This window comes from Parabacteroides sp. AF18-52 (assembly GCF_003479145.1).
GTDB lineage: Bacteria > Bacteroidota > Bacteroidia > Bacteroidales > Tannerellaceae > Parabacteroides > Parabacteroides faecis.
In genome coordinates this window covers 96,881-110,219 of sequence record NZ_QUGR01000003.1, presented here as the reverse complement: position 1 = coordinate 110,219, position 13,339 = coordinate 96,881, and the positions used below count along the sequence as shown (strand labels likewise).

At 45.5% G+C, this 13,339-nt stretch carries 13 protein-coding genes; all 13 read right to left on the bottom strand.

Annotation, left to right across the window (positions count from 1 at the left end; all coding sequences use genetic code 11):
* Positions 1-86 precede the first annotated feature (86 nt).
* Positions 87-629 carry a DUF1097 domain-containing protein gene (locus tag DWX23_RS07280; protein WP_122374004.1) on the bottom strand — a complete coding sequence of 181 codons (543 nt, stop codon included), beginning with the start codon at positions 627-629 and terminating at the stop codon, positions 87-89.
* A gap of 260 nt (positions 630-889) precedes the next feature.
* Entirely contained in the window at positions 890-2,428 is a 1,539-nt protein-coding gene (gene rny / locus DWX23_RS07275; RefSeq protein WP_122353866.1) for a ribonuclease Y, read from the bottom strand.
* Between the two features lie 107 nt (positions 2,429-2,535).
* Positions 2,536-2,832 carry a cell division protein ZapA gene (locus DWX23_RS07270; RefSeq protein ID WP_122353867.1) on the bottom strand — a complete coding sequence of 99 codons (297 nt, stop codon included), beginning with the start codon at positions 2,830-2,832 and terminating at the stop codon, positions 2,536-2,538.
* 5 nt (positions 2,833-2,837) lie between these two features.
* Positions 2,838-3,131: a hypothetical protein gene (locus DWX23_RS07265; RefSeq protein ID WP_122374003.1), complete on the bottom strand. Its 294-nt coding sequence runs from the start codon at positions 3,129-3,131 to the stop codon at positions 2,838-2,840.
* A 148-nt stretch (positions 3,132-3,279) separates the two neighbouring features.
* Positions 3,280-3,480, bottom strand: coding sequence for a winged helix-turn-helix domain-containing protein (locus DWX23_RS07260; RefSeq protein WP_007659033.1), 201 nt, complete (start codon positions 3,478-3,480; stop codon positions 3,280-3,282).
* Between the two features lie 129 nt (positions 3,481-3,609).
* The gene (locus DWX23_RS07255) at positions 3,610-4,299 is read right to left on the bottom strand and encodes a B3/4 domain-containing protein (RefSeq protein ID WP_122374002.1); all 690 of its coding nucleotides are present in this window, start codon (positions 4,297-4,299) and stop codon (positions 3,610-3,612) included.
* Positions 4,300-4,305: 6 nt separating this feature from the next.
* On the bottom strand, positions 4,306-5,157 hold the full coding sequence (gene pgeF / locus DWX23_RS07250) for a peptidoglycan editing factor PgeF (protein WP_122374001.1): 852 nt from the start codon (positions 5,155-5,157) through the stop codon (positions 4,306-4,308).
* Complete coding sequence (obgE, locus tag DWX23_RS07245; protein WP_122353871.1) at positions 5,102-6,259, bottom strand: GTPase ObgE; 1,158 nt, start codon at positions 6,257-6,259, stop codon at positions 5,102-5,104. The genes pgeF and obgE overlap by 56 nt, the downstream gene beginning before the upstream one ends.
* Positions 6,260-6,274: 15 nt before the next feature.
* On the bottom strand, positions 6,275-6,847 hold the full coding sequence (locus DWX23_RS07240; protein WP_122353872.1) for an adenylate kinase: 573 nt from the start codon (positions 6,845-6,847) through the stop codon (positions 6,275-6,277).
* Between the two features lie 121 nt (positions 6,848-6,968).
* Entirely contained in the window at positions 6,969-7,511 is a 543-nt protein-coding gene (gene hpt, locus DWX23_RS07235) for a hypoxanthine phosphoribosyltransferase (RefSeq protein ID WP_122374000.1), read from the bottom strand.
* Between the two features lie 88 nt (positions 7,512-7,599).
* A complete protein-coding gene (locus DWX23_RS07230; protein ID WP_122373999.1) occupies positions 7,600-8,274 on the bottom strand; it encodes an ABC transporter ATP-binding protein in 675 nt (224 codons plus the stop codon).
* 27 nt (positions 8,275-8,301) lie between these two features.
* Entirely contained in the window at positions 8,302-10,710 is a 2,409-nt protein-coding gene (locus tag DWX23_RS07225) for an FtsX-like permease family protein (protein ID WP_122373998.1), read from the bottom strand.
* A gap of 23 nt (positions 10,711-10,733) precedes the next feature.
* Positions 10,734-13,121 carry an ABC transporter permease gene (locus DWX23_RS07220; protein WP_122373997.1) on the bottom strand — a complete coding sequence of 796 codons (2,388 nt, stop codon included), beginning with the start codon at positions 13,119-13,121 and terminating at the stop codon, positions 10,734-10,736.
* Between the last annotated feature and the right edge of the window lie 218 nt (positions 13,122-13,339).

The window sequence follows — 13,339 nt, the reverse complement described above, 5'->3', positions numbered from 1 at the left end:
TAACTGAAAGACTACTTTGAAACAGCTGTTCCTTATATCCGGTACAGTCGCTTCAAAGCAGTCTTTTTATATCATTCCGTTATTCCTTATTCTTTTTCTTCCTTCGAATTATCTTCCGCCACTTTCTTTTCATAAGCACTACGCAGACAGATCGTGACATAACCGAAGATCAAACCGATCGTACAATAGATCATCTCCGTCAAAGCAGCCGTACAGAAGGTTGCATTCGGCACATAATTCATAAAAGCAAAGAAGGCACCTGCCCCGATAAACAACGCCGGAACCAGAGACAACCATTCGCTACGTTCGCAGAAAATAGCACAGAAAGCAATCACACCAACCGCAACAGGAACAGCAAAGAACCCTAAGGCCGGAGTCATCGCACCACCGAGAAGCATAATAACGATAGAAGCCGCAATACCGATCGCATACGCAATAAAGGCTTTTATCCCTCCCCTCACCGTACAACCGGCCAGGAAGTAAACAGCCCATGACTGAAAGGATATCCAGCTAAATCCGACATTTCCTTCAGGAGGTACCGAGGTATACAATAACTGATCTAACGCCTGGATCAGGCATGCAAGAACTCCGATAATCACCGGGATCAAAACAAACTTTTTTAGTGTCATGTGGTAAAAGATTTAAATGAGTAATTAGATATAGAATATAAGTGATTTTGTACCTCTCGCGGTAAATATATTAATTAAACAAATAGAATACAAGACCGGACACGATGATAACTCCCTGTTATTGTGCAAAATATAATAATACTATCAACCCACTTCTCCTATCTCAAAGTCTAAGAATTAACAGTTGCACAAAATAAAAATGGCCGATCTGAATAGACCGGCCACCTTAAATATTTGTTCTAAATATTTCCTAAAAGACTTTATTTCGCATAACTTACGGCACGTGTTTCGCGGATAACCGTGATTTTCACCTGTCCCGGATAAGTCATTTCGTCCTGGATCTTCTTAGCAATTTCGTTTGACAGATTTTCTGTATCCTTGTCGTCGATCTTATCTGCTCCAACAATTACGCGAAGCTCACGACCAGCCTGGATAGCATAAGTCTTCACAACGCCCGGATAAGACAAAGCCAATTGTTCGAGATCATTCAATCGTTTGATATAAGCCTCGACGATCTCACGACGGGCACCCGGACGGGCACCTGAGATAGCATCACAAACCTGAACGATCGGAGCCAGCAGGGTCTGCATCTCGATCTCATCGTGGTGGGCACCTACCGCATTACAAATATCCGGTTTTTCCTTATATTTCTCGCAAAGCTTCATACCCAGAATTGCGTGCGGCAATTCCGGTTCATCATCAGGCACTTTACCAATATCATGCAGTAAGCCGGCACGTTTTGCTTTCTTCGGGTTCAGTCCCAGCTCGGAAGCCATCACAGCACAAAGATTGGCTGTTTCACGGGCATGCTGCAACAGGTTCTGACCATAAGAAGAACGGTATTTCATCTTACCGATCATACGGATCAACTCAGGATGCAATCCATGAACCCCCAGGTCGATCACGGTACGTTTACCGGTTTCAACAACCTCGTCTTCCACCTGCTTTTTCACCTTAGTTACCACCTCTTCGATACGGGCCGGGTGGATACGTCCGTCCTGTACCAATTGGTGCAATGCCAGACGGGCTATTTCACGGCGAACCGGATCAAATCCGGAAAGTACGATTGCTTCAGGAGTATCGTCCACAACGATCTCGATACCGGTAGCAGCTTCCAGGGCTCGGATATTACGACCTTCACGACCGATGATACGACCTTTGATCTCATCCGATTCGATATGGAACACAGTGATAGAGTTTTCAATCGCCGTTTCAGTTGCTACACGCTGGATAGACTGGATAACGATCTTCTTTGCTTCTTTATTAGCAGTCATCTTCGCTTCTTCCATGATCTCATTGATATAAGAAGTAGCTTCCGATTTGGCTTCGTCTTTCAACGATTCGATCAGGCGTTCTTTTGCTTCATCGGCAGAAAGACCGGAAAGAGCTTCCAACTGCTCGATCTCTCTCTGGTGAAGTTTTTCCAGATCCTGTTTTTTACGATCTACCAGTTCCAGCTGGTTAGCCAGATTTTCCTTTACAGCATCTATTTCACAGTTTTTACGCTGCAAATCTTCCTGACGCTGATTCAGGGTCAGTTCACGTTGTTTCAGTTTACCTTCGGCCGACTGGATCTTTGCGTTCCTTGCCGATACTTGTTTTTCCAGATCCGCTTTCAGATGAAGGAATTTTTCCTTTACTTCCAGCAATTTATTCTTCTTGATCACTTCCGCTTCCTTCTCCGCTTCCCTCAGTACGGAATCGTACCTCGATTTCAGAAGAAAACGCATGCTCAACCACGTCAACAGCCCCCCTATCAGGAGAGCCACAATTGATGATATGATTATATACACAGCCATTTTACTTATAGTTTAAATTCATTTATATATAAAAACAAAAAAAGCACTACAATACACGATTCACCGTGCAGAGCAGTGCGGAAACTCTTCTTACAATTATTATATAATTACTTATCCTTCAAATACTTCTCCAACTCACCCGTGAGTTCTTGTATCTTATCTGTAATAGGACTTGTATCGTTTTTATCTTCCAATTGCAAATTACTCATAGACAATTGAAAAGCAACCATGGCTAACAAATCTTTTACATCCACATCGGATTTAGCAAAATATTGCCGATACTGGTTGATCTTATTACGTATTTGCTTGGCAGCATCCCGCGCAAGCTGTTCTTCACCCCGATCAATCCAGAGGCCGTAACTCTTTTCGGCTATTTCTAAATGTATAAGAAATTTATCGTCCATCGCTTCTATTCGTTTAATAGTGCAATGCACTTGTCTACTTCCCGCACTAACTTCGATAAGCGCATCCTTGCACTTTTCATTTCCCCTTCATTTACAGAAACTACTCTTGCTGTCAACAGCTTATCGCATTTGGTATTCAACTCTTCAATCGTTTTTATTGCCTGCTTCAATTCTGTTTCCTTATGGTTCAAAACAGTTGTGAGCTCGTTGATCTTATGGTTTTGCTTATTACATAATTCCATTAAATCACGAACCCTTACCTCAAATACAGCCAACAGTCTCTTTTGATCTTCGGTCATTTCACACCAAATTCTATACAAAAGTAAAATTTAGAATTGAATTAAGCAACAGTCAGTCCGTTTTTTTAAACCGAAAACGTATAGACACACAAAAGGCCGTCCAAATACTATCCGAACAGCCCTCCTTTACCTAGTATCGGTTACGTGATTAAATCAGCGCAACAAATAATTCACCTTCAATCTCTTCGAAAGACAACTTTCCTTCTTTTGCTAACCAACCAAACGCAGCATACATGTCTTTTTCTGCTTTGATCTTAGTTGCTTTCTTTACTGCCTTTACACTCATTTTTCCGCCTTCGTTCAATACTGTCCAAACGAGGCCGGCGTTTGTTCCAATCAATTCGATCATTTTCTTTTTCGTTTTGTTAATTCGTTAACGGGGGCAAATTTAGAGATTAATCGATTAAAACAAAAGGAAATAGATGTTTTTTAGCATAAAACCGGGTGTTTTTGAGGTTTATAAACATAATTAACACGTTTATAACAATATTTTCACTCTACTTTCAGGCGTAATTTCCTCTATTTCGAAGTTTGTTGCTGAAACATATCGGCTTAAAAGATCGACGCCATAGGAGACGGCCTCCCGTAAACCATCCTCTCCCGAGTATCCGTTTATAATCATTAACAGCTTTCCCGTGTGTATGTCGATCTTGGTCCGCTCCTCATCGCTGGTCGGAGTTCCAACGCCTCCCTGGTTATCGCGATATACCGGAAGACCGGCTATATTTAATTCGCCACGACCTATTCCATGATAAAGTTCTCCTTCCTGGCCGACTCCCAGCACGAGGTTACCATCTATTTTACCGGCATCGAACCCACCGATGGAATAACCGCTCCGGATGGATAAAAGATTGATTATATCGACTAACGTATCTATTTTATACAAGGGCAATTCACGAAGGATACGTCTGCGAAGTGCTTCCGCTGAAGGACGGTATCGATTCGGGTCTTTTCCCAGGCGTTTATAAGCCTGCCGGGTTGCCCGGATAGGGGGGAATTTATTTATCTCTTCCAGTTTACAGGAGCAACGGACAAGGGTTTCCACTTCCGTGATCTCTTTCCACAACTGTTCGTCTGATGCTGTATTTACCACGTCGCATTGCACAACAGCAATATGCAGCTCCGGACACGCCTTCGCTATTTCTTCCGAGATAGAAACATGTATCATATAGTATTACTCTTTAATTAGTATACCGGACAGGATGCGTCCGCTTTTAATACCCAACCGACGGGCTGAGAAAAAATCGTTATCATGCAGATAAGTACAGATGCCGGAAACCTCGATACCATCCTCCGGTAATCCGGATTGAAGCAGTTGGATACGGTTCGCTTCCCAAAGGTCGATATGAGCTTTGCCGGTCAGTGAGTTTCGCGTCATTATACGATTCATATCCACCCCGGTTGCCCGAAAGGCACCGACAACTTCCTCTCCCACCTCAAAAGCCTCCCGGCCGATCGACGGTGCAATACCGGCCATCATCTGTAAAGGATCGCAGGCATACCGATCCACCATACAACCGATTGTTTTAGCAACGATCTGCTTTACCGTTCCCCGCCATCCCGCATGGATAGCGGCCACCACCTTTTTATCCGGTGCATAAACCAGGACAGGGACACAATCTGCTGTAGAAACAGCCACACAAATTCCCGGAATATCGGTTACCAAGGCATCTTTACCGTTCATCTCATCCTTCTGCCCTGTCTCCGTAAGAGAGAGAAAATCAGTATCGATACACCCTATTTCCGCCTCATGCACCTGGAAAGGGGCAAAAATCTTTTCGGGAGAAATCCCAACCGCATCCGCAAGAAGCCGACGATTCATCCGGACAGCAGCCGGATCATCTCCGCTATACTCTCCCGGATTCAGTGCTGCATAATTCCCTTTGCTCACACCGCCGTGACGGGTCGTTATAAAATGAGAAATGTTGCATTCCCCACTTAATCCGGAGAATTGCAACATTTCGACTGTATTACTTTTCAGTTTCTTCATCTTCGTCGTCCCACTCGTATTCTTCATACTCTTCATCCGGATCATCCTCATCCACAGGAAAGACGAAATCATCGTCGTCGTCATCCAGCGGAATAGAATTTACGTCGATATTCTGATGAACGATATTCTCGACCTGGTGGAAGGTTTCCTTATTCAACTCCTTCCATAGCAAGTCTTTCAATTCTGTAATGCCTTGCTGGGTGATAGAGGAGATAAACACATGCGGAACACCTTCCGGTAGTTCCTCCGACAACGCTTCGATCAGTTCGTCGTCCAGCATATCGCTCTTGGTGATAGCCAGTACACGGCTCTTACCAAGCAGTTCCGGATTATATTTTACCAATTCGTTATGAAGGATCTCATATTCTTTCTTTATATCGTCGGAATCTGCCGGGATCATAAAGAGAAGCAGGGAATTTCGTTCGATATGACGAAGGAAACGAAGTCCGAGGCCTTTGCCTTCACTCGCCCCTTCGATAATACCGGGAATATCCGCCATGACGAACGAACGGTGATCGCGATAGCTCACAATACCCAGATTCGGTTCGAGGGTAGTAAACGGATAATTGGCGATCTTCGGTTTAGCAGCCGATACGACAGAGAGTAACGTTGACTTTCCTGCATTCGGAAAACCTACCAGACCAACGTCGGCAAGTAACTTCAACTGCAGAATCACCTTGCGCTCCTGAGCCGGTTCGCCCGGTTGAGCATAACGGGGAGCCTGGTTGGTAGACGTTTTGAAATGCCAGTTACCTTGTCCGCCGCGTCCGCCTTTCAGCAACATGACTTCCTGTCCGTCTTCGGTAACGTCGCAGATATATTCGCCGGTTTCGGCATCATATACCACGGTTCCGCAAGGCACTTCGATCACCCGGTCTTCACCGTCTTTTCCGAAGCTACGTTTAGCACTTCCGCCTTCGCCGTTCGTCGCCATGATATGACGTTCGAACTTCAGGTGCAGGAGTGTCCAGTAATTCCGGTTACCACGAAGATATACATGGCCTCCTCTCCCCCCGTCGCCTCCGTCGGGACCTCCTTTCGGAATATATTTCTCACGACGAAAGTGAGAAGACCCTCTTCCGCCCTTTCCCGAGCGGCAATAGATCTTTACGTAATCTACAAAGTTTGATTCAGCCATTTTCTTATTTCTTTCTTATTTTACTTTATTTACTGCTTCTTTGATACGGCCGAAGATTTCTTCTACTGTACCCATACCGTGAATACCAACATGTTTGCCTTCGCCAACATAATAGTCTGCCAACGGAGCCGTCTGGTTGTGGTAAACTTCCAGTCTCGATTTGATCGTTTCCAGGTTATCGTCAGAGCGTCCTGATACTTTGCCGCGTTCCAGCAGACGATTGATCAGTTCTTCTTCTTCCACCTGCAGGTTCAACATAACAGATACATCCGTACCCCGTTTGTTCAACATCTCTTTCAGTGCCTTTGCCTGCGGAATAGTACGAGGGAAACCATCGAAGATAACACCCTTAGAACCTGCCTTGCTATCCAATACCTTTGCCAGCATATCGACAATCAGTTCATCCGGTACAAGCTGACCTTTTTCAATATAATCTTTTGCGATCTTACCAAGTTCTGTTTCACCTTTCATTTCAGCACGCAACACATCACCTGTTGAAATGTGATCCAAACCATACTCTTTAATGATCAACTCGCTCTGTGTTCCCTTTCCTGATCCGGGAGCACCAAAAATAACAACGTTCAACATAATATTGTTTCTTAGTTTTATATAAATATACTTTTCAGTTGACAGTTGACAAGTGACAGTTGAGAATTATTTCGGTCTTCGACCGATTGATTACTAGCAACCATCTGTCAACTGTCAACTGTCACTTATCAACTATTACCTTATATATATCCCGGTAGGCACGTCCCATCTCGTCATAGTCAAGTCCGTAGCCTACAATAAAATCGCTGGGGATCCGGATGCCCACATAGTCTGGCTTCAAATCGCATTTCAGAGAATCCGGTTTGAATAACATGGTTGCCAGCCTGACATCGGCTGCACCGTCATTCCTTAACTTATCCATCACGAACTGCATGGTGTAGCCGGTATCGATAATATCTTCCAGCAGGATCAGGGTACGTCCCTTCACATCGGCCTGCACCGGCATGATCTCACGAACAACTCCGGTGGTATTAAGCCCCCGGTAGGATGAATAACGGGCAAATGTAATTTCATAGTGCGTATCCATCTGCCTCATCAGTTCGGCAGTAAACATAAACGCACCGTTCAATACCCCTACGAACAGGGGATTGCTGTCTCCTACATCCGCCTTGATCTGTTCAGCCATCTTCGCAATGGCCTCCTTGATCTCCTTCTCCGGGATAAACAGTTCAAATTCTTTATCTTTTAATCGGATCTTATCCATATACCGTTTATTTTTCGAGGGAGCAAAGGTACAACATTTTCATCGAAGCACAAACAGGTAGGAATGAATACAGAAGCAATATTATGTGTTATTTATAGCTTTCCGTCAGGATATTTCCATCCATCATGCGGATCAGCCGTCCCGCCATCCGGGCATTTTCTTCCGAGTGAGTTACCATGACAACGGTCGAACCTTCCTTGTTTAATTCGAGAAGCAGGTTCATCACCTCGCTGCCGTTCACGGAATCCAGGTTTCCGGTCGGTTCATCCGCGAGGATTATCTGGGGATTCGTAACAATGGCACGGGCAATAGCCACACGTTGCTGCTGGCCACCGGATAATTGTTGTGGATAATGTTCCGTACGATGGGCAATCTGCATCCGGTCGAGCGCAGCGTTTACCCTCGTCATCCGTTCTTTTGCCGGAACCCCGGCATACAATAAGGGAAGCTCCACATTCTCAAACACGGTCAGTTCATCTATCAGGTTGAAACTCTGAAAGACAAACCCCAGATTACCATTCCGCAAGTCGGTACGGTTGTTCTCCGTATAGCGGGAAACTTCCTGGTCCATAAACCATAACTCGCCGGAAGTCGGGTTATCCAATAACCCCAACAGATTCAGCAAGGTAGATTTGCCACAGCCGGAAGGTCCCATGATTGCCAGGAACTCACCTTGGTTTATTTCCAGATTGATGCCATTAAGGGCTGTCGTCTCAACACTCTCCGTACGAAACACTTTCGTTAAATTTACTGCTTTTATCATGATCTTTCTATTATTATTCTTATTGTTTTATTCATATCGTAACGATTCCACCGGGTTCCGGGAAGCGGCACGCCAGGTTTGCACGACTACTGTCAAGACAGTAATCAACAAAATGATCAACCCCGATACAGGGAAGAGCCACCAGCTGATCGTCGTCTGATAAGCGAAGTTACTCAGCCAGCGAACCATCAGGAGATAACCGAGCGGACAGGCTACCAGAAAGGCAACTCCTACCCAAAGTATATACTCCCGGCAAAACATCCGTACGATCCGGTCGGAATGTGCCCCGTTCACTTTACGGACCCCGATCTCTTTCGTCCGTTGCGCAGTGGCAAGGGCAACCAACCCTAACACTCCCATCATAGCAACAACGATAGCCAGTATCGTAAACACCAGGAACATTTCCCCCAGTTGTTGTTCATGGGCATAGTTCCGGTTGAGGGCATCCGAGAAGAAACGGTAAGAGAAAACATTGTCCGGACGCATCTCTTCATATTTTTCTTTCAGGAACTTCAAAGTCTCCATCCTATTCTCCGGAGCTATCTTGATGTACAACGTATTCAATAATTGGCGGGAATAATACAGGTAAGCAGGCTTCACCTTCTCTCGCAGCGGCTGGAAATGAAAATCTTTTACCACGCCGACAATCCGCGAAGTCTCTCCGAACCATCCGTTATTCTGAACGACCATGCCGATCGGATCTTTCACATTCATCATCTTCCAGGCCGTTTCATTGATCACGACAGGCGATTCCTTACTATATGTTCCGTCCATATAAGCATTCTTATCGGCACCGAACACCTCGCCTTTGAGCAATGTCAGTCCCAAAGTCTCCATAAAGTTACCGTCACCCACTACGCCGACCAGCTTCAACGAATCCACCTGTCCGTTGTCATGCTGCCAGCTGAAGACTGTTTCTTCCGTTTTATGTCCGCGGAGATAATTCGAGAGTTCCACACCGCCTGCCACATGCTTGACATTCGGGTTCTTCATGACTTCCTGCCGGTAATCGTCTATGCCCAGACCGCCGAAGTAAGACATCAGCTCGAACTCTCCGCAATTGACGACTATCATCTCTTCCCTATCGAATCCCAAATCCGCATTTTGCAGGTAAGAAAGTTGTTTGAATACAACCGAAGTGGAGAAAAGCATCGTTATGGCTATAATAAACTGTACGCAAACAAGTCCTTTGATCAGCATCCCTTTCTTACCGGTAGCCTTTCCACCTTTGAAAGCGAGCAACGGATTGAACGACGACATATAAAAGGCAGGGAAAGCCCCCGACAGGCAACCGATCCCTATGATCCCGAACAGGATAAACAACAAAGTCTGCCAGTTGAACTGCAAAACAATATCCTTTGCGACAAACACATTGAAGAAAGGCAACAGCAACTCCGTCAGTGCTAACGCCAGGACCAGCGAAAGAAAAGCCTGCACCAGACTTTCCGACAGGAACTGCACGATCAGCATTTTACGTTTTGCCCCTGTCACTTTCCGGACACCGATCTCTTTATAACGCAGGGATGCACGTGCCGTCGACAAAGTGGTAAAGTTGAATGCCCCCATAAATATGATCAGCAATGCCAGAGCGGTGAACAACCAGATCTGTGACATACTTCCATAGTTGCTGACTTCCGGGTCTTTAAACCAGGTATGCAGGTGAATATCATTTAGCGGCTGGAACTCCAGCGACAACCCGCCTTCCTGTCTGTCCTGCCAGGCACGGCTCATCGCTTGCCGGTCGGCATCCGAAAGAACAGTACCTTTCTTCAACTGGACATATACATTTGTCCCTTCCACATAATCCCAGCTCATCGGCTCAAAATAAGCCTGCTCACTCAGTAACACTTCAAACTGAATATGGCTTTTACGAGGTACATCCAACACGGCAGCCACTTTATAGCGGTTGAGTTGTCCCAGGAATTGGCAGGTTACTTCTCTCCCGACAGCCGTCGACTGTCCGAACAACTTTTGTGCAGCCGACTTAGCCAGCACGATTTGCTGCGGGTCTTTCTTTATCAGATTCGGATCACCGGCAAGGACCGGAAAACTGAATACATCAAAAAAAGTAGTATCCACATATGTATATTTTGCTTCGATCAGGTCAGCTCCCGAATGGAGGTTCAGCGTACCGAAGTTAAGCATAAAGGTCGCGTTCTCCACCTGTGGGAAATCCTCCCGGAAGGTTTTACTTAACGGAGCCACCGTATAGACAGATTCTTTTACTTGTCCGCCTTCATCCCGGTTCACGGCAATCACACGGTAGACAGAGTCGCCGTTCTTATGGAAATCCTCGAATGTCAGTTCATCCACAATCCAGAGGTAAATCAGGAAAGCAGCCGTCATCCCCAATACAAAGCCCAGCATATTGATGGATGAGAACAGAAAACTTCTCTTTATCAACCGAAAGGCCACTTTTACATAATGTTTCAACATATCGTTATCGTTTGTTTGTTCTTTTATTCATATCGTAAAGATTCTACCGGATTCCGGGAGGCGGCACGCCAGGTCTGGGCCATGACGGTCAACAAGGTTATCAGGAGTATAATGCCGCCCGCCAATGGGAAAAGCCACCAGCTGATCGTGGTCTGGTAAGCAAAGTTGCTCAACCATTTCAGCATGAAGAGGTAACCAAGCGGACAGGAGATCACAAAAGCAACACCCACCCAAATCAGGTATTCGCGGCAGAACATCTTCACGATCCGGTCGGAATGTGCCCCATTCACCTTGCGGACACCTATTTCTTTTGTCCGCTGCACCGTAGAAAGAGCCACCAGTCCGAATACTCCCATCATGGCAACGATAATCGCCAGTACAGTAAAGATCAGGAACATCTGGCTTTGTTGCCGCTCGCGGGCATAATTCTCATTTAATACATCTGTCAGGAAACGGTAATTGAAAAGCATATCCGGACGTGCTTCTTCATATTCCTTTTTCAGGAACTCCAACGTCTCGGTCTGGTTCTCTGCCGAGATCCGGATATACATATAATTAAACAACTGAACCGTATAATAGAAGAATGCCGGTTTTATCTTTTCCCGTAGCGGCTGGAAGTTAAAGTCTTTCACAACACCTACAACCCTGGAATTACGGATACCGATCCCGCCGCCCGTCAGTAACATACCGACCGGGTTCTCGACCTTCAGCATCTTCCAGGCCGTTTCATTGATAACGATCGGCGATTCCTTTGCATAGGAACCATCCCAGTAATGGTCGGGATTCGCTCCGAAAGTTTCCCCTTTCAGCAAGGTCAGTCCCAAAGCAGGAATAAAGTCGCTGTCTCCGACCATTCCGACCATCTTTACCGAGTCTGTTTTTCCATTCTCGTCTTCCCAGCTGAACATACTTTGTTCAAAGCCATATCCCTGCAGGTAGTTTGTGATCTCCACCCCCAACGCAACGCTCTTGACATACGGATTTTTAAGTATCTCTTGTTTAAATCCGTCCGCTCCCCGGCGCCAGTCTACAACATCCACCTCGATCAGATACTCTTTGTTCAACCCCAGATCGGCGTTCTTCAGATAATGGAGTTGCTTGAATATGACAGTCGTACAAATAATCATGGTTATTGCGATTACGAACTGTACACAAACCAGTCCCTTGATCAATGTACCCTTCTTTCCGGTCACCTGCCCTCCTTTGAAAGCCAGCAACGGACTGAACGACGACATATAGAAAGCGGGGAAAGCCCCGGCCAGACAACCTACGCCGACGATACCGAACAACACAAACAAGAAAGTCTGCCAATTGAGCTGCAAAGTAATATCCTTTCCGACAAATAGATTGAAAAATGGTAATAGCAATTCCGTCAGTGCCAATGCCAGCAGCAACGAGATAAAAGCCTGCACCAGACTTTCCGACAGGAACTGCATGATCAGCTTTTTCTTTTTTGCCCCGGTCACCTTCCGGACACCGATTTCTTTTGAACGCAGGGAAGCGCGAGCCGTCGACAACGTCATAAAGTTAAACGCCCCCATAAAGACAATCAGGATAGCCAACACCGCAAAGAGGTAAATCTGTTGAATATTTCCGTGGTTGAACACATCGTTGGGTTCTTTGAAAGGTGTATGCAGATGAATATCTTTCAACGGTTGGAACGCCAGGGGCTTCCCCCATTGCGAATGTTTCATCCAGAGATCACGCATGGCCAACCGGTCTGCATCCGTCAGTGCATTTCCTTTCCTCAGTTGGATAAAGACGTGCATTCTTTCTGAAAAGCCCCAGACTTCATCTTCTATTCCCGCCCATTTATAAGCATCCCAGCTGCCCAGCACCTCAAACTGAATATGGCTTTTGCGCGGAACTTTCAGGACGGCTGCCACCTTATAATATTTTTTACTGTTTTTACACTCGACTTCTTTTCCTATAGCCGATGTCTTACCGAACAGTTTCCCGGCTATCGCTTCCGACAGCACGATCTGTTGCGGATCTTTCTTCAGCAGGGACGGGTCGCCTGCCACAACAGGGAAAGTGAATACATCAAAGAAAGTCGTATCGACAAATGCATAGTTAACATCGATAGCCACCTCTTTTGTACGAATGTCATATTTCCCGCCGTACTTTATAAAGGTTGCATTCTCCACCTTCGGAAATTCTTTCCGGAATGTTTCACTAAGCGGAGTGACGGTAGAAGGCACCTGACCGTTTGCGGTCTGCTCTTCCCGGATCACCCGGTAGATAGATTCGCCGTTCTTATTAAAATCCTCAAATGTCAGTTCATCCACGATCCATAAGTAAATAAGGAAGGCGGCAGTCATCCCCAACACAAAACCGAATATGTTGATGGAGGAAAACAGAAAACTCCGTTTAACCTGGCGGATAGCTACTTTGATGTAATGTTTAAACATGGTTATTTCTTTTATGATAGTCAATGTTATACCGTTCTATCTATCGATACCTGGCTAACTATATCCAATATCTATGCCATTTTCATAACGTATTAAAAATTAAATATATAAACATAGCAGAGAATATAACAACCGTACGATATCGTACACTTTCCATACGATTCCGAACGGTTCATCACCAACAACGAATCCCAAACGCAGGGACTTTCAATTCTTTT

What these genes read in the sequence shown, in the direction of transcription:
- DWX23_RS07280 (WP_122374004.1), bottom strand. Translation starts at nt 629, where the DNA reads ATGACACTAAAAAAGTTTGTTTTGATCCCGGTGATTATCGGAGTTCTT.
- rny (WP_122353866.1), bottom strand. Translation starts at nt 2,428, where the DNA reads ATGGCTGTGTATATAATCATATCATCAATTGTGGCTCTCCTGATAGGG.
- DWX23_RS07270 (WP_122353867.1), bottom strand. Translation starts at nt 2,832, where the DNA reads ATGGACGATAAATTTCTTATACATTTAGAAATAGCCGAAAAGAGTTAC.
- DWX23_RS07265 (WP_122374003.1), bottom strand. Translation starts at nt 3,131, where the DNA reads ATGACCGAAGATCAAAAGAGACTGTTGGCTGTATTTGAGGTAAGGGTT.
- DWX23_RS07260 (WP_007659033.1), bottom strand. Translation starts at nt 3,480, where the DNA reads ATGATCGAATTGATTGGAACAAACGCCGGCCTCGTTTGGACAGTATTG.
- DWX23_RS07255 (WP_122374002.1), bottom strand. Translation starts at nt 4,299, where the DNA reads ATGATACATGTTTCTATCTCGGAAGAAATAGCGAAGGCGTGTCCGGAG.
- pgeF (WP_122374001.1), bottom strand. Translation starts at nt 5,157, where the DNA reads ATGAAGAGTATGAAGAATACGAGTGGGACGACGAAGATGAAGAAACTG.
- obgE (WP_122353871.1), bottom strand. Translation starts at nt 6,259, where the DNA reads ATGGCTGAATCAAACTTTGTAGATTACGTAAAGATCTATTGCCGCTCG.
- DWX23_RS07240 (WP_122353872.1), bottom strand. Translation starts at nt 6,847, where the DNA reads ATGTTGAACGTTGTTATTTTTGGTGCTCCCGGATCAGGAAAGGGAACA.
- hpt (WP_122374000.1), bottom strand. Translation starts at nt 7,511, where the DNA reads ATGGATAAGATCCGATTAAAAGATAAAGAATTTGAACTGTTTATCCCG.
- DWX23_RS07230 (WP_122373999.1), bottom strand. Translation starts at nt 8,274, where the DNA reads ATGATAAAAGCAGTAAATTTAACGAAAGTGTTTCGTACGGAGAGTGTT.
- DWX23_RS07225 (WP_122373998.1), bottom strand. Translation starts at nt 10,710, where the DNA reads ATGTTGAAACATTATGTAAAAGTGGCCTTTCGGTTGATAAAGAGAAGT.
- DWX23_RS07220 (WP_122373997.1), bottom strand. Translation starts at nt 13,121, where the DNA reads ATGTTTAAACATTACATCAAAGTAGCTATCCGCCAGGTTAAACGGAGT.